This window comes from Pseudomonas sp. GW821-FHT07G10 (assembly GCF_059418545.1).
In genome coordinates this window covers 64351-83731 of record NZ_JBWKQB010000006.1, presented here as the reverse complement: position 1 = coordinate 83731, position 19381 = coordinate 64351, and the positions used below count along the sequence as shown (strand labels likewise).

The window sequence follows — 19381 nt, the reverse complement described above, 5'->3', positions numbered from 1 at the left end:
TACCCTCATCAGTCACCGTCGTTGGCGTTGAAGCCCAGCTGGATGCCCAGCGCCTTGGCCAGGTCGCTTTCGTGCAGGCGGTGGACGACATTGAGACTGTCGTAAAGATCATTGAGCTGTTGGCGACCGGCGTCGTCGGTCAGCATCTCGGTCAGTGAACGCTGGTTGCTGGCGAACAGTTTCAAGGAAGCGGCGTAGGCAGCATCGATCTTGTCGGCCAGCGGTTTCTGCTCGCTCGGCAACAGGCCGCGCAGGCCCTTGTTGTCGACACCGACCCAGACGGTTTGGGCGGCAGCGAGGCTGGCTTCCATGCTTTGCAGGGAGGAATGGCTGCGCCAGGCATCGGCCTGGAACGGCTGCGCAAAGCCCTTGCTCTGGCGACCCATTGGCGTGCCGAGTTTTTTCTTCAGGGTGTCCAGTGCGGTCACTTGAACCCGCAGCAGATCGGCGATCGCTTCGTGGGAGTCGGCGTAACGCTGATTCGGGAATTTGCTCAACTGCGCGAGCATGCCGTCGTTGCTGTTCCAGCGCGACAGGATCTCTTCGGCGAGGAGTTTCTGACGCTCGCCAATGGCCTTGAGCAGTGGGCAATAGCGGGCTTTCTGCGCGCTGTCGGCCATGTCGACCTTGCTGTCGAACAGAACGTATTCATAGGCCGAGAGGCCTTGCACGACAACGCTGGATTTGGCCAGAGCGGCGGCATCGATCTGCGGCTGCGCGGTCACCAGTTGCTCGACCTGACGGCCGACCAGATTCTTCTTGTCCGGCCAGAACTGCACCTGCCAGGAACGGTTACCCTCGGCCAGCGGGCCGATCAGCAGTGGCTGCAACTCGGCCCAGGCTTTTTGTGCGTGGAGGAAATCGGCGCGAGCGGTTTCCAGGCTTTCCTTGCCTTCACAGAAAGCCAGCGCACTGATTGCCAATTGGCGGTCGGCGTCGACCCAGCGGCTGTAGCTCGGCAGGATCACTTGCTTGGCGATGGCCGCCGAGGTGACTGCCTGTGGGTCCTGGGGCGAGCAGGCACCCAGGGCGAGCGCGGCAAGGCTGGTGAACAACAGTTTGGGACGGAACATTCGTGCTCCCTTCTTTTGGGGGAAAACTTATGGAAAACGCGTTATAGAGAATTCAGGAATGCCAGCAACGCGGCGCGTTGCTCGACATTGAAAGCTAAAACCTGTTGCTGAGCCGGCTGGGCTTCGCCGCCGTGCCAGAGAACGGCTTCGAGCAAATTGCGGGCGCGGCCGTCATGCAGGAACTGGGTATGGCCGCTGACCGTCTGCGTCAGGCCGATGCCCCACAACGGTGGTGTACGCCAGTCACGGCCAGTGGCCTGGAATTCGGTGCGATTGTCGGCCAGGCCGTCGCCCATGTCGTGCAGCAGCAAGTCGCTGTAGGGGCGAATGACCTGATTGGCCAGCTCAGGCTCTGCGGCATTCGCGGCAGTGGTGAATTTCGGTATGTGACAGGACTGGCAGCCCGCCTGATAGAACAGGCTTTTACCGGCCAGCACTTGCGGCGAGCTCACATCGCGGCGGGCCGGAACGGCGAGGTTGCGGCTGTAGAACAGCACCAGACGCAGGATGTTGTCGCTGACCTCCGGCTCGCCGTCCGGGCCATTTCCGTTGGGGGCTTGCAGGCAGGCGATTTGCGCAGGGGTGCAATCATCAACCGGTCTCAGGCTGGTGGTCAGGCCCATGTCACCAGAAAACGCGTGAGCGTTTTGTTGATTGAGATTGGGTTGGCCGGCTTTCCAGCCAAAACGTCCGAGAACGGTTTTTTGTTGCGCGTCATCCCAGACCCAGTTCGGTCGCCCGGCGATGCCGTTGCTTTCGTCGTCTCCCGGATCGGCATTGTGCAGAATCGCCGCATCGGGGATGGCTTCGAGCAGACCGAGGCCAATCATCGGCGGAGCTATGCGTGCAGAGAAACGCGTGTCCGGGTGCATCGGTCCGTAGCCGAGCCGGGTGATTGCAAGCCTGGGTTTACGCAACTCGACCTCGGTGCCGTCCTTGAAACGAACCGGCACGGGGTCGTAGTCGACCCGCACTTTGCCTTCCGGCGCGACGCCAGGTACCGCCATGTCTTGAAACTGTCCGCCGTAGACTGGCTCCGGCACGACACCGAGCTGCTCGATGACTTTGGCGTAGGCGGGGGCGTTGGGGATCGACAGACGTACCAGCATCGACACGGCGTTATCCGAGTCGGGTGTTGGCGGGTGACCGCGACCGTCCTTGATGTGGCAGTTTTGGCAGCCGTTGGTATTGAACAACGGACCCAGGCCATCGCGGGCGGTAGTGGTTGACGGGGCGATCACCCACGGGCTGCGAAAGAAGCTGTTGCCGACGCTGAAATCCAGACGTCGGGTGGGTGAAAGATTGGCCGAAGGCAGGGAGAAGGCGTTCTGATCGGTCTTGCTCACTGTCGCGCTGCCGCCCGAACGCGCTTCACCGGGCTCGGCCTTGGTGAAATGCGGAACGTCATCGCAGGCGCTCAGGCCCAGGGCCATGAACAGAGCGGACAAGCGAAGAGACAACGAGGGCATCAGACATCCTGCAAGACGAGCAAAACAAGGGCGCAAAGTCTATCAGGGTAGGGGAGTTTGAATAAGAGGAATTAGCGTTTGGTTTTATGTGGGGGCAGGTTTTACCTGGAGACCGAGTCACGGCCATCGCAATACCCTGTGGGAGCGAGCTTGCTCGCGATGGGGCCATCAGTGCCAACATTGATGTTGAACGTGCGACCGCTATCGCGAGCAAGCTCGCTCCCACAGTGGTCTGCGTCAGGCAGGGACAAAAAAAGGCGACTCGAAAGTCGCCTTTTTTTCACTCAGCCAGCGGTGATCAGAACTCGTGATCAGCGTTGTCCGGGTTCAGGTCGCTGATGCCCAGTTTGCCGGCCGCCTGTTCGATCGAACCGGTCTGCTTGACCAGGGATGCAATGGCGTCGCGAACGATCTGATTGCCGGCGGTGTTGCCTGCGGCGATCAGTTGGTCATAGTGCTCACCCTTGTTGGCGTGATCGACCATAACCTGGATTTTGGCTTCGGTTGCAGCCAGATCGGCCTTCAGTGCGGTGTCGGTTGCCGGGTCGATTGCCGCCACCAGCGAGGACAGGCTGGCGCCAGTCATCTTGGTGCCGTCTGCGCGGGTGTATTCACCCAGGTAGACGTTGCGAATGCCTTTGGCATCGTAGAAGTGCGAGTTGTGGGTATTGTCGCTGAAGCAGTCTTGTTCGTCTTCCGGGGAGTTGGCTTCCAGGGAGACCTTCATGCGCTCGCCGGCGAGTTCGCCGAGGGACAGGCTACCCATGCCGAAGAGCATTTTGCGCAGGCCGCTTTCGCCTGGCTCGGCTTCCAGGGTGGCGCGGTAGTTGTCGGCCACGTTCGGCTTCCAGTTACCGACCATTTCTTCCAGGTCGCTGACCAGCAGCTGGGTCACGGCTTTGAGGTAAGCGCGGCGACGATCATTGTGACCTCCAGTGGCGCCAGCGCCTTCCAGATAGTCAGAGGCCGGACGGTTGCCGGCGCCAGGGCCGGTGCCGTTCAGGTCCTGGCCCCAGAGCAGGAATTCGATGGCGTGGTAGCCGGTGGCGACGTTGGCTTCGGAGCCGCCCAGTTCATTGAGGCTGGCGAGTGTTTGCGGGGTGATGTCTTTCACGTCGACCTTGTCTTCGCCGACCTGAACTACGGTGTTGGCGATGATGTTGGCAGTCGCGCCGGGGTTGCCCAGTGCGTGTTCGTAGCTCTTGTCGACGTAGTCGATCAAACCTTCGTCCAGCGGCCAGGAGTTAACCTGTCCTTCCCAGTCGTCGATGATGGTGTTGCCGAAGCGGAATACTTCACTTTGCAGATAAGGTACGCGCGCGGCGACCCAGGCAGCGCGAGCGGCTTTCAGGGTCTCGGCGTCAGGTTTGGCAAGGAACGCGTCGATCGCGGTTTGCAGGGTTTTCGCGGTGGATTCGGCATCGCTGAAGACGGCGAAGACCATGTCGGCGTAATGCGCAACAACGGCTTTGGTCGCGGCTTCGTCAACTTTACCAGTGGTTGCGGCAGCAGCAGGGGCTGCAGTGCTGGCGGCCGGAGCAGGCGCTTGAGGAGCGGCAGCCTTGTCTTTACCTTCGCCACAACCGGCGAGGGAAATAGCGATGGCCAACAGACTGGCGGTAGCCAGAGGCATACGAATCATGGCGAACATCCTGCTTGGATAGGGGTGGACAGGCGCGGCGGGCGCGCAAAACTGCGACATAATGCGAAAGATTTGCATTATGTGTAAAGGGGCGGCGTTGGAAATATTTCTTATTCGCGCACCTGCATATGACCTGTAGCAGCTGGCGTGTGTTAGAGGATGGTTGCGTTACTGCGTTGGGCTTGCTTCAAATAAGCGCTCAACTCCCGCGCGGGCAGGGGCTTGCTGTAGAAATAGCCCTGACCTTCGTGGCAGCCTTCGCAGATGATGTAGGCCTCCTGCTCAGCGGTTTCGACGCCCTCGGCGATCACCTGCATGCCCAGGCTCTTGCCCAATTGAATGATCGCCCGAACGATGGTGGCGTCGTCGTCGTCATCGAGCAGGTCCTGGACGAAGCTCTTGTCGATCTTGATCTTGTCCAGCGGCAGGCTTTTGAGATAACTCAGGGACGAGTAGCCCGTGCCGAAGTCGTCGATGGCAATCAGCGCCCCGGAACGACGCAAACTGAGCAAGTGCTGGGCAGCAGTGCTGATGTCTTCCATCAAGCCGGTTTCGGTGACCTCCAATTCCAGGCTGCGTGGCGGCAGGCGATAGATTTGCAGCAGGTTGTTGACCACCCGTGGCAACTCGGCGTGGTGTAGTTGCACGGTGGAGAGGTTGACCGCCATGCGCAAATCCATGAAGCCCTGGTCATGCCATTCGCGTAACTGGCGGCAGGCCTGATCCAGCACCCATTCGCCGATGGCGATGATCGTGCCGTTCTGTTCGGCCAGCGGGATAAACAGGTCCGGAGGCACCAGCCCGTGTTCGGGGTGCTGCCAGCGAATCAAGGCTTCGACACCGACTACGCGGTGATCGCGGTAGCTGATTTGCGGTTGGTAGACCAGATGGAACTGCTCGCGAGTGAGGGCTTCGCGCAGGTCTTTTTCCAACTCGCGTCGGCGACGCATTTCGCTGTCGACGCTGGCGATATAAAACTGGTAACGATTGCGCGAACGAGTCTTGGCCAGGGTCATGGTCTGCTCGGCTTTCTGTAGCAGCTTCTCGGTACTGTTGCCATCCTCCGGGAACAGCGTAATGCCGATGGTCGCGCGCAGGCGAATCTCCTGATGATCGAGGGCGAACGCTGCTTCGAGGTCATCGAGAATGCTTTGTGCCAGCTCGGCGGCTTCGTAAGGCTGTTCTATATTGGCCTGAACCAGTGCGAACTGGTCGCCGCCCAAACGGGCAAGGGCCCCCAGGCGGCCGCTGTGAGCGCGCAGGCGATCGGCCAGGGCGAGTAGCAATTGATCGCCGGTCTGGTAGCTGAATTGTTCGTTGATGCCCTTGAAGTCATCGAGGCCGACACAGAGCACTGCGACCCGCCGTTGCAGGCGGCCTGCATCCACCAGAATCTTGTCCAGTTGTTGCTGTAATTGCTGACGGTTTGGCAGACCTGTAAGGAAGTCGTACTGGGCCATGCGCAGCAGACTGTTTTCCGCTTCATGGCGCAGGTGGGTGTTGCGTTCGATCGAGGCCAGCAATTGATTGGCGGTGTTGATCCAGATGCCCAGCTCGTTTTTCTCGTGGCCCTTGAGCTGCGGAATCTTGTGTTCGCTAGGGCGGTCCGGGTTTATCTCGGTCAGGTGTTCGATTATTCGCGACAGGGGCTTGGTCAGCAGCCAGTGGTAAACCAGGTACAGCACCAGGCCCATGGCCAGGGCGCGAAGAACTCCGGAAATAAAGATGATCACCGAACTGATGATAAAGCCCTGGCCGTACGTCGCAGTGTCGAGGGTTATGCTCAGGTCGCCGTAATACTCGCTGTACGGGCCGCGGCCTACCAATTGGGTGGTAAAGGTGCGTTCCTGGCCCAGGATCAGGTCGGTCAACCAGCGGCTGGGTGATTGCTGCAGTTCGCGGTTCTTTTCCGCAAGCATGGTTTCGTTGGGATGGCCGATGGACGCCATCCGCACGGCGTCATCCTGAAACAGGCCTTCGATTACTTGCATGCCCATTTCCCGATCCAGGCTGTACACCGCCTGGGTCGATGGGTCGCGGAACATGTCGAGGATGCGCTGGGCATCGTTAGCCACCGCCTGCCGTGTCTTGTAGGCATCGAAAACGATTTGCGCGCAGCTCAGAACCACGCCGACGATCAATGCCGACAGCAGCACCACCCGGAGCAACTTCACCGACAAGCTGTTTTTGAGTTCCAGCTTCAAATGGCTTTTCCTTGTTCCGTGCGGGTAGCGTCAAGATGCCGTGAGTATTGGCAATCCCGTGATGGTCGTCAAAGGGACAATCAAGCACAGGAGATTTCGCCTGTGTGCTTGGCCAAAATGCAGTTTTTGGCTTGTTCAGGCGATTAGTACTGTGTCGGTAGCAACCCTGTGCAACTTGAGGGACGTGCGAGAATTTTCCCCGAGCTTTGATGTTAGCGCGCCATGGCGCAGGGGCAAGGGCAAATTGGATCCTTGCAGGAGCGAGCTTGCTCGCGATGGTCGTTAACGATAACGCGTGTTTTCTGAATAAACGCGTCGCCCTTCAGTCCATCGCGAGCGAGCTCGCTCCTACAGGGCCGCAGCGCTCGCTTAACTGACTGGCATTAGGGCAAACCCGCTTCCACAAGGATGGTGCAGCACCGCAGAAAATGGATATGTTCCTCACCAAAAAACCATAAAAAAACCCGGCAATGCCGGGTTTTTTTGACTGCAAGCAGACTTAAGCGGTGAAGGTTTTGCCTTCGAACTGCTCAGCCACGAACTTCCAGTTGACCAGGTTCCAGAACGCTTCGACATACTTAGGACGCAGGTTGCGGTAGTCGATGTAGTAAGCGTGCTCCCAGACGTCGCAGGTCAGTAGCGGGGTGTCGCCGCTGGTCAGCGGGTTGCCGGCGCCGATGGTGCTGGCCAGGGCCAGGGAACCGTCAGCCTTTTTCACCAGCCAGCCCCAGCCGGAACCGAAGGTGCCGATGGAGGTTTTGCTGAATTCTTCTTTGAACTTGTCGAACGAACCGAAAGCCGCGTTGATGGCTTCAGCCAGTGCGCCGGTTGGTTGACCGCCGGCGTTTGGCGCCAGGCAGTTCCAGTAGAATGTGTGGTTCCAGACCTGAGCGGCGTTGTTGAAGATACCGCCCGAAGAAGTCTTGACGATTTCTTCCAGGGTCTTGCCTTCGAACTCGGTGCCTGGCACCAGGTTGTTCAGGTTCACGACATAGGTGTTGTGGTGCTTGTCGTGGTGGTATTGCAGAGTTTCCTCTGAAATGTGCGGCTGCAGGGCATTGTGTGGATAAGGCAGCGGCGGCAGTTCGAAAGCCATGATGATTCTCCTAATCAGATCAGTTGCGGTGAGCGCAAGGCCGATCACGGGCGGCCAGACAAGCGCCGGGGAGTTTGTACTCTTTGCGGCGCAGGTTTTGGATCATAGCACCGGGGGTGCGGCATAACCACGCAACAACTGTGTGGAATAGAGGTTTGAAGGGGGGCCCTTAAGCCTTTTTGAATAATCAGCCTGCCGTGATTAATTGAATGGCCACAGTGAACATCATGATTGCCACCAGCAGGTCGAGGATTCGCCAGGTGCCAGGACGCGCCAGCCATGGTGCCAGCCAGGCGGCGCCAAGGGCCAGGGTGAAGAACCACAACAATGACGCGCTGGCCGCGCCGACCACGTACGCACTTGGCACGGTTTGTTGTGCCCCGAGTGAGCCGATCAACAGCACGGTGTCCAGATACACATGAGGGTTGAGCAAGGTCACTGCCAGTGCGCTGAGCATCACCGCCCGAAGCGAACGCACCGCCTGGTTTTCGGCCTGTTTCAGACTTTGCCGGGAAAACGCCCGACGCAGCGCCAGGCTGCCGTACCACAGCAGGAAGGCCGCGCCGCCCCAGCGTGCGATCGCCAATAGCAGCGGATTCTGCGCCAGGAGGGTCGCCAGCCCAAAGACTCCGGCGGCGACCAACAAGGCATCGCAGGTCACACACAAGGCGGCCACTGGCAGGTGATGCTCGCGTCGCAGGCTTTGCGCCAGGACGAAAGCGTTTTGCGTGCCGATCGCCATGATCAGCCCCGCCGCGACCAACAGGCCGTTCACATAGCTTTGCCACATAGGGTTTACTCCGCGCCCGCCGCCAATTGCCGCAGCACCGTCATGGCGCGTTGGGCATCGGCCTGGCCGACAAACAAATGATCGTGGTAGTAACCGGCAATCACGTTGCAACTGATCCCGGCTTGCCCCAACGCACCGGCGAAAGCCGCGGTGAGGCCGACGGCTTCGAGTGCCGAGTGCACGTTCAAGGTGATCCACGCCGCTACATAATCGAAACTGAAGCCGGCCTTTTCGGCTTGCCCGCGCTCGAGGATGAGCGTCAAACCTTCCTGCTCGCGGAAACTGCCGATGACGTCGCAGTCCTTGGGCAACTGGCCGTCGCCAAGGGTGCAGAACACGTACTCGCCAGCGTTCAAATGCGGGCTCATGCTGCGCAGCAGGGTTGCCAGAGTGGTTTCACCAGCCATGAAATGTGTCCTTGATCGAAGAGGCTTGCTGGTCATTCTCCGGTCGGAAGCTGTATAAGAAAAACCAATATTGCTGATCGCTCATTAGGAAAACTGATGTTCGACTATAAATTGCTCTCCGCGCTCGCCGCGGTGGTCGAGCAGGCCGGCTTCGAACGGGCTGCTCAGGTACTGGGCTTGTCGCAATCGGCCATCTCGCAGCGGATCAAACTACTGGAAGCGCGAGTCGGTCAGCCGGTGCTGGTGAGGGTCACGCCGCCCGCGCCAACCGAGATTGGCCGACGCCTGCTCAACCATGTGCAGCAAGTGCGTTTGCTCGAGCGCGACTTGCAAACGCTGGTGCCGGCGCTGGATGAAGAAGGCTTGCCGGAACGTCTGCGCATCGCCCTTAACGCCGACAGCCTGGCGACCTGGTGGGCAGAGGCCGTGGGTGATTTTTGCGCCGAGCAGCATCTATTGCTGGATCTGGTAGTGGAAGACCAGACCGTCGGCCTCAAGCGCATGCGTGCCGGTGAAGTGGCGGCCTGTGTGTGTGCCAGCGAGCGGCCGGTGGCCGGGGCGCGCAGCCTGTTGCTGGGGGCCATGCGTTATCGTGCCCTGGCCAGTCCGGCCTTCATCGCCCGGCATTTTGCGCAGGGTGTGCGGGCTGAGCAATTGGCGCGCACACCGGCCTTGGTGTTCGGCCCCGATGATTTTCTCCAGCATCGCTACCTGGCTTCATTGGGTGTCGAGGGCGGTTTCGAGCATCATTTGTGTCCGTCATCCGAAGGGTTTATTCGACTGACCGAGGCGGGACTCGGCTGGGGGCTGGTGCCGGAGTTGCAGGTCCGTGAGCAGCTGGAGCGCGGAGTATTGGTGGAGCTTTTGCCAGATAAGCCGATTGATGTACCGCTGTACTGGCATCATTGGCGCAACGGCGGGCAATTGCTCGGGCAGTTGACCGAGCATCTGGCACGATCATCAAAGCAATGGCTGGTGCCGTTGGCGTGATTGAAAGCGTCAGGACTTCAGGTAATACGCAGTGCGGTACGCATGAAAAACGAAAGAAATCGGAGCAAGTCATGAAAATTCTGGTCACCGGCGCAAGCGGCTTCATTGGCGGGCGCTTTTCGCGTTTCGCCCTGGAGCAGGGCCTGGACGTGCGGGTCAACGGGCGTCGGGCCGAGGGTGTCGAGCATTTGGTGCGTCGAGGCGCCGAGTTTGTCCAGGGCGACTTGAGTGATCCAGAGTTGGTTCGCGATTTGTGCCGCGACGTTGACGCTGTGGTGCACTGCGCTGGCGCGGTTGGGCTGTGGGGGCGTTATCAGGATTTCCATCAGGGCAATGTGCTGGTCACCGAGAATGTGGTCGAAGCCTGTCTGAAGCAGAACGTTCGGCGGCTGGTGCATCTGTCGTCACCATCGATCTATTTCGATGGCCGTGACCATCTGGGGCTGACGGAAGAACAGGTCCCGAAACGCTTCAAGCATCCCTATGCCGCCACCAAATACCTGGCTGAGCAAAAGGTCTTCGGAGCTCAGGAGTTTGGCCTCGAAGTGCTGGCACTGCGCCCACGGTTCGTCACCGGTGCCGGTGACATGAGCATCTTCCCGCGGCTGCTGAAAATGCAACGCAAGGGTCGCTTGGCCATTGTTGGTAATGGCCTGAACAAGGTCGATTTCACCAGCGTACAGAACCTCAACGAGGCGTTGCTCAGCAGTTTGCTGGCCACAGGCTCCGCACTGGGCAAGGCCTACAACATCAGCAACGGTACGCCGGTGCCGCTGTGGGATGTGGTGAACTACGTGATGCGCCAGATGGAAGTCCCGCAAGTGACTCGTTACCGTTCCTACGGTCTGGCCTACAGTATCGCGGCGTTGAACGAAGGGTTTTGCAAGCTATGGCCAGGTCGTCCGGAGCCGACGCTGTCGCGCCTGGGCATGCAGGTGATGAGTAAAAATTTCACGCTGGACATCAGCCGCGCCCGCCATTATCTGGACTATGAGCCCAAGGTCAGCCTGTGGACGGCCCTCGATGAATTCTGCGGGTGGTGGAAGGCCCAGGACATTCGCTGAAATAAACACTGAACCGAGTTTAGTGTTCAGGGTCGATCAATGCTGCGAGTAGCGGTTTATACTCGGGGCATTAAGCCATTACTGCGGTTCAGAAAGGTTGACTCATGTCCATGCGTAACGATGCAAACGACGACTTCGATGATGTTCCAAGCCTGCGTGCCGACACCGATGATGACTTCCCGACCACCGCTGCGGCCCGCGAGCGCACCAGCGTGCATTCGCGGCCTGCTTCGGTGGTCAAGGTCAAAGGCCCGGGCACCGGGCCATTGTGGGCATTGGTCGGGGCTTTGCTCTTGGCGTTCGCCGGCCTTGCCTGGTGGAGCTTTCAGCAGATCTCGTTGATGGAGCAACAATTGGTCGCAACTCAGGAAAGTTTTGCGCGCATCAGCGAGGAAGCGGCGGGGCGTTTGCAGGCTATTTCCGGCAAGGTGGTCGCCAGCGAATCCAGCGTCAACAGCGGCAGCGAAGCGTTGAAGTTGCAGATCAAGCAGCTTGAAGGCAAATTGCTTGAGCAGAACAAGCAACAGCAGGGCGTCGCAGGTCAGGCGACTGAGCTGGACAAGCGCCTGGCGCAAATGACTGCGCAGACCACCGAGCAGCAAGCCGCCAATACCCAGTTGCAGGCCCAGGTGAAATCCCTGAGCAGCGAACTGGCCGCCCTGAAAAGCAGCCAGACCGACACGAGTAAAGTCGACGCTGAAATCAAAGCTCTCGGCGCTGACATCGCCGCGATGAAAAAACAGGGTAACCCGAGCGCCGCCATCGAGCGCCTGGAGCAGGACATGATCGTCCTCAAAAGCCAGCAGGATAACCGCCCGGCTGCGCCTCAGGGTGGCGGTAGTACCGCGGAGTTCGACACCTTCCGTGGCCAGGTCACGCGTAACATCAACACCCTGCAAAGCCAGATCCAGAATTTGCAGCAGCAAATCAACAGCCGTCCTTGAGGTGATTCGCTGAATATCTTGTGGGTGGGGGTATTACAGCTCTTGATCCAGCAGTGATTGACCGATTGCTATCGCGAGCAAGCCCGCTTCCACACTAGATCTGCTTTGGGCACAAATTGTGTGCACACTGAAGAATTAATGTGGGAGCGGGCTTGCTCGCGATGCAGGCGATGCAGTCTCTCTATCTGACCTTATCCTCCCGCCCCCGCAACACCCTATTCGGCATGGCGATCGCCGCCGCCAGCCCGAGCAGCGACACCGCCGCGCTGACCATCAGCAAATGCCGGAAGGTCAGCAGCAACTCCCCACGCAGCGCATTTCGAGCCGGACCTGGCGCGGCTTTCAAACCATCGAGCAGGACATTCCCCGAGCTGCCCTCGGCAATCGGCGCCGAGCCGGTCAGGTGGGCGAAGCTTGCGTCTTGCAGCAAGGCCAACAGCAATGCTGACATCAATGCCACGCCCACCGCACCACCCAGCGAGCGAAACAGGTTGGTGGTGCTGGTCGCCACGCCGATGTCCCGCTGCTCCACCGAATTCTGCGCGCCCACCAGTGAGGTCGGGAACTGCATGCCGGCGGCGATCCCGCAGAGCAGCATGAACAGGCTACTGAGGACTACCGCTTGTGGCGGGCTGAAGGCCATGCCGAGAATGGTGAAGGGGGTGAGCAGGGCGCCGGTGAGGATCATCGGTTTGTAGCGACCGGTCACCGACGTCCGGCGCCCGGCGAAATAGGCCCCCATCGGCAAGCCCATGGCCAGTGGCAACAGGTGCAGCGCGGCACTGTCGGCACCCGCGCCGGTGACGCTCTGAAAGCGTAACGGCATCAGCACGATCAGTGAGATGGCCTGGAAACTGGTGGAAAAAATCGTGCACCAACAGAGGACCGCGTTGCGGTTGGCAAACAAATGCATGGGTAGCAAGGGCTCGCGTGCCCGTCTCTCATGCAGGACGAACAGCGTCAGCACCACCACGGCTCCGGCCAGCAAGCCGAGCACTTCGTTGTCGCGCCAATAATGACCCTGACCGATCTCGGTGATGCCCAGCAGCAGTGAGCTCAGGCCGATGATCATCAGGATTGTGCCAAGGTAGTCGATGACCGGTTTGCGCTGTGGCACCGGCAAGCCGACCAGCGTGCGATGGGCCACCAGCCAGGCGCCGAGACCCAGCGGCAGGTTGATCAGAAACACCCAGCGCCAGGACAGGTACTCGGTCATGTAACCGCCGAGCACGGGGCCTGCGACACTGGCCACCGCGTACATGCTGCTGAAATAGCCTTGATAGCGTCCACGTTCGCGGGGAGGAATGATGTCGCCAATGATCGCCTGACTCACCGAGATCATTCCGCCAGCACCGATGCCCTGGAGTATCCGCGCCAGCACCAACTGCTCCATGCTCTGGGCCATGCCGCACAACGCCGAGGCCAGGGTGAACAGGCCCATGCCGAACAGCATCAGCCGACGGCGCCCATAAAGGTCGCCGAGCTTGCCGTAAATCGGCACCGCCACGGTCATCGCCACCATGTAGCCGGAGATGACCCAGGCCAGCAGGCTGACATCCTTGAACTGCGCCGAGATGGCCGGCATCGACACGGCGACGATGGTTTGGTCCAGCGCACCGAGGAAGATCGCCAGCATCAGGGCGATCAACACGCTGCGAATGGCCGGTTTGGTAGGCTGGTTGAGATTGGTCACAGTGAAACCTGCGGGCAGTGGTTGACCCGCAGGTTGCTCGGCAAGCGGGAGTACGCGTTAGTGTACTCGATAGGCTCCTATTCGATAGCCTCGTAAGGAAGCCCGACATAATTTTCTGCGATGGTTTTTCGACCGGCTTCGGAGCCGACAAAATACTCCAGTTCGGTCTGCGCAATACGTTGGCTGAAGGCATCCGTGTCAGGGAAATTGTGCAGAATCGAGGTCATCCACCAGGAGAAACGCTCGGCTTTCCAGACTCGTCGCAGGCAGATCCCGGAGTACTTCTCCAGCAAGTCGACGCGGCCTTCGCGGTAGACCTTGAGCAAAATGTTGAACAACGTGCTGACATCGCTGGCGGCCAGGTTCAACCCCTTGGCGCCGGTGGGCGGGACAATATGCGCCGCGTCACCGAGCAGAAACATCCGCCCATGCTGCATTGGCTCGACCACGAAACTGCGTAACGGCGCGATGCTTTTCTCGATGGACGGGCCGGTCACCAGGTCGTTGGCTAACGCCTCCGGCAGGCGGGATTTGAGCTCATCCCAGAAGCGTTGATCTGGCCAGTTCTGGACCTTCTCTTCGGCAGGTACTTGCAGGTAATAGCGGGTTCGGGTCGCCGAACGCATGCTGCACAAGGCAAAACCGCGCTCGTGCCTGGCGTACACCAGCTCATCGTTGACCGGTGGCGTGTCGGCGAGAATGCCCAACCAGCCGAAAGGGTAGACCCGTTCGAATACCTTCAGTGACTCGGCGGGAATCGACTGCCGAGCGATGCCATGAAAACCGTCGCATCCGGCGATGTAATCGCAGTCCAGGCGCCAGGTTTCTCCGTTCTTTTCGAATGTCAGATAAGGCCGGTCGGTTTTCATGTCGTGGGGCTGAACGTTGCTCGTCTCATACAGTGTCATCGCCCCCGCGGCGTGCCGTGCGGCCATCAAGTCGCGGGTGACCTCGGTCTGACCGTAGATCATTACAGTCTTGCCACCGGTGAGCGATTGCAGATCGATGTGCACCTGGCGTCCGTCGAAGGCCAGCTCGAAACCGCCATGAACCAGACCTTCTGCGTCCATTCGCTGGCCGACTCCAGCCTGACGCAGGAGCTCGACCATGCCTTGCTCCAGGACTCCGGCACGGATCCGGCCCAATACGTAGTCCGGGCATTGGCGCTCGAGAATGACGGTGTCGATACCGGCGTTGTGCAGCAACTGACCGAGCAACAGGCCGGCCGGACCGGCACCGATAATGGCAACTTGAGTCTTCAGCATTTTCATTGTTTTTATGGCTCGCAAGCTTCACACGAACAAATCGGTGAATGGGTTCTGAGTGCTTGCATTTTTCACTTCAGACCCCGTCAAATGAAGGTGAAAACTGAGCCGATAGCTGTACATTTCGCCAATCGGTGCGATTATCGCCCAACTCTCCGAGGCCTGGATTGCAGTTATGAACAAGCCTGCCCTTTCTTCGATTCCAGTGTTCAAACTCTATGGTGAAAGCCTGGACTGGCCGACACCGGATTTACTGCACTGTGAAACCATCTCCAAACGCAGCAGTGAGCATCAGTGGGAAATCAAACCGCACCGGCATGCCGATCTGTGTCAGTTGTTGTTTGTTAATAAAGGTCACGCAGAGCTTGAGATAGAGGGTAAGCGCACACTGCTGGCGAAGTCGGCGGTCCAGATTCTGCCGCCGCTGTCAGTGCATGGTTTTCGTTTTTCGCAAGACGTCGAAGGCTATGTCGTAACCCTGGCCGCGCCGCTGGTGGCGTACCTTCAGGCGCAGCTGGGCAATTCGCTGAATGCCTTGGCGGTGGCCGAAAGTTACCCGGCAGGAGCCGACAGCGACTACCTGAACAGTCTGTTTTCGGCATTGCAAAGCGAGTACGTGGGCCATCAGCCCGCGCGAGAAATGCTCATGCACTCGCTGGTCAGCGTGATCCTGGTGTGGGTCAGTCGCCAGGTGATCCAGCGCCGTACCGCGAGCCAGCGCCCACAGCGTGCGCGCGAATACCTCAATGGGTTTATCCAGCTGGTCGAAGAGCATTATCGCGAGCACGTAAAGGTCGAAGACCTGGCGCATAAACTGGGGATTTCCGTCTCGCATCTCAACGGCACCTGCCGTGAGCTGGCCGGTCAGCCTGCCTTGCAGATCATGCATGAGCGCCAGTTGCTGGAGGCCAAGCGGCTACTGACCTACACCAGCATGACCATCTACGAAATGTCCGATTTCTTGGGATTCTCCGATCCAACCAACTTCACACGCTTGTTTCGGCGGCGAGTGGGGATCTCTCCCAAAGCGTTTCGCGACAGGTTGAAGGCCGATCAGAATAGCGAAGCGTAGGCTCTCGTTATTTGAGTGCGTTCAGGGTCGCGTTGTGCGGTATGCAGCGCTCGAAGTTGCAGCTTGCCGATGCGGCCTGCGGTTGCTGACGGGCCTGTTCGACACGGTAGGCAGCGGTTCCGTACAGCACGAGCGAAGCGGTGCAGGCGATGAAGATAGCGAGGTATCTTCGGGTTTTGATGTTCATGGCGCTGACCTCTGAACGAGTACCCACCATTTAAGGGAGTACTACTATCAGCATAGGTCAGCCGCAGTGAGTTGCTATGGAGGTGGGCCACACCTTTGACGGGTGTTTAGCGCGAATCTTCAGTCTGGCATGCACTTGTGGCGAGCGGGCAAGCCCGCTCGCCGCAGGTTATGTGTTTCGATTTTATGAGCTTAAAGCCCCACATCCCACTGCGGTTGCTCCGGAAACCTCAACACCAGAAAATCCAGCATGCTGCGCAACGCCGCCGGCATGTGTTTGCGTGAGGCGTAGACCGCGTACATGTTCATTTGCCGTGGCTCGGCGCCGGGCAGCAGGCGGACCAGTTCGCCGCTGTGGATATGCACACCGGCTTGATAGCTGGGCAGCATCGAAATCCCGGCTCCGGCGATGGTCGCTCGCAGCAGGGTGCTGGCCTCGTTGGCGCTGATGTTGCCCTGCACCGGTACTGAAACCTGTTCCCCGTCCTGCTCGAAGTGCCAAAGGCTTTTGCCGAAGTAGGAGTGGGTCAGGCAATTGTGCTGGCTGAGCTCTTCCACCCGCTGCGGCGCCGGGTGCTGGCGCAGATACTCGGGGGAGGCGCAGATTACCGAGCGGCACACGGTCAGTCTGCGGGCAATCAGGTTCGGGTCCAGGTCGTTGCTGGTGCGGATCGCCAGGTCTATACGCTCATCCACCAGGTTCACCGTGCGGTCGAGCATCTGCAGGTCGATGCTGACACCGGGGTAGCGTTTGACGTACTCGGCCACGGCGTCGGCCAGTTGCGCCTGACCGAATGAAGTGCTGACGCTGATGCGCAGCAAGCCTCGCGGGGCATTGTCCGGCTCGCTGACAGCAGCCTGCATGTCGGTCGACAAATCGAGCATCTGTCGGCAGCGCGGCAGGGTTTCGCTACCGGCGGCGGTCAGGCTCAATTTGCGGGTGGTGCGGTGCATCAACCGTGCTCCGACCCAATCTTCCAGCTCCGCCAGATACCGTGAAACCACCGGCCGCGAGAGGTCCAGATGATCGGCGGCGGCCGACTGGCTGCCGAGGTCGACCACTGTGACGAAGACCCGCATTGCTTGAAGACGATCCATGATTTGCCCGCTTTCAGAAACAAACTATGTTCAAGCATCGCATTTTTTGGAGCGAGTGAGGCAACTAAGCTCTGTCCATCGTCACACACGACGAACAGATCTCAGGAGCGACACATGATCGGATTTTCTTCAATCAAGCGTATTTTGCTGGCCACCGCGACCTTGGGTTTCGTCGCCCATGCAGCGGCGGCGGAGCCGGCGCTGACCCTGGACGTCTACAACCCGGGTACGGCGGCGATCTTCCCGGTCACTTCGGTGCTGGTCAGTGGCAAGAAAGAAGCGATTCTGGTGGACGCGCAGTTCGGCAAATCCCAGGCCGAGTTGGCTCAGCTCCCTGAAAATCATCGATGGCCTGAAACCCAAGACCATTATCCCGGGCCATTACCTGGGTGAGAGCGCCCGTTCAGTCGCCGCGGTGCATTTCACCGCCGACTACATCAATGCTTTTGATGAAGAAACCGCCAAGGCCAAGAACTCGGCCGAGCTGATTGAAACGATGAAAAAGCGTTACCCGGACCTCGGCGAAGAAAGCTCCCTGGAGCTGAGCGCCAAAGTCGCTAAAGGCGAAATGAAGTGGTGAGTCGACGTACTTGATCGTTCCCTCACTCTGCGTGGGAATGCAGCCCGTGACGCTCTGCGTCACATATCGGAACTGGAGAACTGTTCATGAGCAAGATCGCAATCATTGGTGCCACCGGCCGTGCCGGCAGCCAACTGTTGGAAGAGGCTTTGCGTCGCGGTCATAGCGTTACCGCCATCGCTCGCGATACCTCAAAACTCGGCCAGCGTGCCGGTGTCATCACCAAGAACGTTGACGTTGCCGACGGCGCAGCGTTGCAAGCGGCTGTTGCCGGTCACGATGTGGTGATCAGCGCGGCACACTTTTCGACGATCCCGGCCAACGCGATTATCGAGCCTGTGAAAAAGGCTGGCGTGAAGCGTCTGCTGGTGGTCGGCGGTGCCGGCTCCCTGCTGCTGCCCAGCGGTAGCAAAGTCATCGACGGTCCGGGCTTTCCCGATGAGTACCGGGCTGAAGCCAGTGCCGGTGGTGTCTACCTCGATACCTTGCGTGAGGAAAAGGACCTGGACTGGACCTTTCTTTCACCTTCGGCGCTGTTCGTCGAAGGCGAGCGTACCGGCACCTTCCGCGTGGGCAAGGATGACCTGCTGGTGAGCGCCGAAGGCAAGAGCTGGATCAGCTTTGCCGACTACGCGATTGCGATGATCGATGAGATTGAAACCCCCGCGCATTCCCGCCAGCGGTTTACGGTTGGGTATTGATCGTTTAGGCGCCGCGTTATCTATGTAGCAGCTGGCGTAGCCTGCGTTCGGCCGCGCAGCGGTCGCATTCCGGCAAATGCGTTTTGTCTGAAGAAACGCGATGACCGGTTTTACGACGGCTGCGCAGCCGGACGCAGGCTGCGCCAGCTGCTACAAAATACGCGTCGACTCATACCTGACGCTCCTGAGCCTGCTCCACCAGCCAATCCATCAATTCGCGCAACTGCGCCGACGGCTCCGGCCGCTCCGGGTAGACCAGATAGTAGGCCTGCCCGGTGCGCACTTTCAGTTCAAATGGCATGACCAGCCGCCCGGCGCTCAGGTCTTCGCCGATCAATGACCAATCGCCGATCGCCACACCTGTTCCTTGAGAGGCGACGGACATCGCCAGGTCCAATGTATCGAAATGCTGCCCTTTGCCGATGTTGCTGACGCGGGTTCCCGCAGCCTTGAGCCAGGCTTCCCAGTCCCGCTCATCGCGAGTGGGGTGCAGCAGCATGTGCTGTTCCAGATCGGCGTGATCCTTAAGGGGGGTCGTCCCGTTGAGCAATTGCGCTGAGCAGACCGGTGTCAGTTGTTCATCGAACAGATGATGGAAGGCCGCATTGCTCGGTGCTGCACCATAGACCACTGCCGCATCGAATTCTTCGCGACGAAAGTCCACGGCGTGCTGCACGGTGGTGGTCAGCTCCACCGGCACGTCCGGGCGTTCCTTTTGCCACTGCAACAGGCGCGGCAGCAGCCAGCGCATCATGCAGGTCGGCGCCTTCAGTTGCAGGGCTTCGCGCTTGGCGCCGATGTGTTCGACGGCTTCGTCGATCAGGTTGAAGACCTGTTGAATGCGCGGATACAACTCACGTCCTTGTGCGGTCAGGCTCAGGCCTCGGGCCTGGCGCTGGAACAACGCATAACCGAGATGGCTCTCCAGTCCGGCGATCTGTCGGCTCACTGCTCCCTGAGTAATGTGCAGCAGGTCCGCCGCCCGAGTGAAGTTGCAGCACTGGGCGGTAATCAGAAAGGTATGCAGAGCAGGCAAGGGGGGAAGACGTTTCATGGGTGCTCAGGCATGAGTGGAGGACATGCCTAGTATGACTATTTTTGGTTTGT

Annotated in this window: 17 protein-coding genes and 1 pseudogene; 6 read left to right on the top strand and 12 right to left on the bottom strand. The window is 59.5% G+C overall.

Annotated elements, in window-relative coordinates; all coding sequences use genetic code 11:
• Positions 1 to 8: 8 nt before the first annotated feature.
• From AC07O1_RS10400 to AC07O1_RS10370, 7 genes are all read right to left on the bottom strand, one after another.
• Complete coding sequence (locus AC07O1_RS10400) at positions 9 to 1073, bottom strand: imelysin family protein (protein ID WP_494992032.1); 1065 nt, start codon at positions 1071 to 1073, stop codon at positions 9 to 11.
• 41 nt (positions 1074 to 1114) lie between these two features.
• Complete coding sequence (locus AC07O1_RS10395; protein ID WP_495088708.1) at positions 1115 to 2542, bottom strand: di-heme oxidoreductase family protein; 1428 nt, start codon at positions 2540 to 2542, stop codon at positions 1115 to 1117.
• Positions 2543 to 2840: 298 nt separating this feature from the next.
• The gene (locus tag AC07O1_RS10390; protein WP_495088707.1) at positions 2841 to 4184 is read right to left on the bottom strand and encodes an imelysin family protein; all 1344 of its coding nucleotides are present in this window, start codon (positions 4182 to 4184) and stop codon (positions 2841 to 2843) included.
• 152 nt (positions 4185 to 4336) lie between these two features.
• Positions 4337 to 6388 (bottom strand): putative bifunctional diguanylate cyclase/phosphodiesterase, encoded by a 2052-nt coding sequence (locus AC07O1_RS10385; protein WP_495088706.1) that lies wholly within the window; start codon positions 6386 to 6388, stop codon positions 4337 to 4339.
• Between the two features lie 499 nt (positions 6389 to 6887).
• Positions 6888 to 7484 carry a superoxide dismutase gene (locus AC07O1_RS10380; protein WP_494992036.1) on the bottom strand — a complete coding sequence of 199 codons (597 nt, stop codon included), beginning with the start codon at positions 7482 to 7484 and terminating at the stop codon, positions 6888 to 6890.
• Between the two features lie 187 nt (positions 7485 to 7671).
• On the bottom strand, positions 7672 to 8274 hold the full coding sequence (locus AC07O1_RS10375) for a LysE/ArgO family amino acid transporter (protein ID WP_495088705.1): 603 nt from the start codon (positions 8272 to 8274) through the stop codon (positions 7672 to 7674).
• 5 nt (positions 8275 to 8279) lie between these two features.
• Positions 8280 to 8681, bottom strand: coding sequence for an ACT domain-containing protein (locus tag AC07O1_RS10370; protein WP_494992038.1), 402 nt, complete (start codon positions 8679 to 8681; stop codon positions 8280 to 8282).
• A 96-nt stretch (positions 8682 to 8777) separates the two neighbouring features.
• Here AC07O1_RS10370 and AC07O1_RS10365 point away from each other — a divergent pair, with 96 nt between their 5' ends.
• From AC07O1_RS10365 to AC07O1_RS10355, 3 genes are all read left to right on the top strand, one after another.
• The gene (locus AC07O1_RS10365; protein WP_495088704.1) at positions 8778 to 9671 is read left to right on the top strand and encodes a LysR family transcriptional regulator ArgP; all 894 of its coding nucleotides are present in this window, start codon (positions 8778 to 8780) and stop codon (positions 9669 to 9671) included.
• A 71-nt stretch (positions 9672 to 9742) separates the two neighbouring features.
• Complete coding sequence (locus AC07O1_RS10360; protein ID WP_494992040.1) at positions 9743 to 10735, top strand: NAD-dependent epimerase/dehydratase family protein; 993 nt, start codon at positions 9743 to 9745, stop codon at positions 10733 to 10735.
• A gap of 110 nt (positions 10736 to 10845) precedes the next feature.
• Positions 10846 to 11679 (top strand): ATPase, encoded by an 834-nt coding sequence (locus AC07O1_RS10355; protein ID WP_495088762.1) that lies wholly within the window; start codon positions 10846 to 10848, stop codon positions 11677 to 11679.
• A 181-nt stretch (positions 11680 to 11860) separates the two neighbouring features.
• On the opposite strand, the gene AC07O1_RS10350 is transcribed toward AC07O1_RS10355, so the two are convergent.
• Both AC07O1_RS10350 and pobA read right to left on the bottom strand, forming a co-directional pair.
• Positions 11861 to 13372 (bottom strand): MDR family MFS transporter, encoded by a 1512-nt coding sequence (locus AC07O1_RS10350; RefSeq protein WP_495088703.1) that lies wholly within the window; start codon positions 13370 to 13372, stop codon positions 11861 to 11863.
• 77 nt (positions 13373 to 13449) lie between these two features.
• The gene (pobA, locus tag AC07O1_RS10345) at positions 13450 to 14634 is read right to left on the bottom strand and encodes a 4-hydroxybenzoate 3-monooxygenase (protein WP_495088761.1); all 1185 of its coding nucleotides are present in this window, start codon (positions 14632 to 14634) and stop codon (positions 13450 to 13452) included.
• A 178-nt stretch (positions 14635 to 14812) separates the two neighbouring features.
• Here pobA and AC07O1_RS10340 point away from each other — a divergent pair, with 178 nt between their 5' ends.
• Positions 14813 to 15709, top strand: coding sequence for a helix-turn-helix domain-containing protein (locus tag AC07O1_RS10340; RefSeq protein WP_495088702.1), 897 nt, complete (start codon positions 14813 to 14815; stop codon positions 15707 to 15709).
• A gap of 7 nt (positions 15710 to 15716) precedes the next feature.
• Here the strand turns inward: AC07O1_RS10340 and AC07O1_RS10335 are convergent, their stop codons facing one another.
• Both AC07O1_RS10335 and AC07O1_RS10330 read right to left on the bottom strand, forming a co-directional pair.
• Positions 15717 to 15896, bottom strand: coding sequence for a hypothetical protein (locus AC07O1_RS10335; protein WP_494992044.1), 180 nt, complete (start codon positions 15894 to 15896; stop codon positions 15717 to 15719).
• A gap of 191 nt (positions 15897 to 16087) precedes the next feature.
• Positions 16088 to 16993, bottom strand: coding sequence for a LysR family transcriptional regulator (locus AC07O1_RS10330; RefSeq protein WP_495024508.1), 906 nt, complete (start codon positions 16991 to 16993; stop codon positions 16088 to 16090).
• 114 nt (positions 16994 to 17107) lie between these two features.
• Between AC07O1_RS10330 and AC07O1_RS10325 the strand changes: the two are divergent.
• Both AC07O1_RS10325 and AC07O1_RS10320 read left to right on the top strand, forming a co-directional pair.
• A pseudogene (locus AC07O1_RS10325) lies at positions 17108 to 17573 on the top strand (hypothetical protein).
• Positions 17574 to 17659: 86 nt separating this feature from the next.
• A complete protein-coding gene (locus AC07O1_RS10320; RefSeq protein ID WP_495012928.1) occupies positions 17660 to 18274 on the top strand; it encodes an NAD(P)-dependent oxidoreductase in 615 nt (204 codons plus the stop codon).
• A 169-nt stretch (positions 18275 to 18443) separates the two neighbouring features.
• On the opposite strand, the gene AC07O1_RS10315 is transcribed toward AC07O1_RS10320, so the two are convergent.
• Positions 18444 to 19328 carry a LysR substrate-binding domain-containing protein gene (locus AC07O1_RS10315; RefSeq protein WP_495088701.1) on the bottom strand — a complete coding sequence of 295 codons (885 nt, stop codon included), beginning with the start codon at positions 19326 to 19328 and terminating at the stop codon, positions 18444 to 18446.
• Between the last annotated feature and the right edge of the window lie 53 nt (positions 19329 to 19381).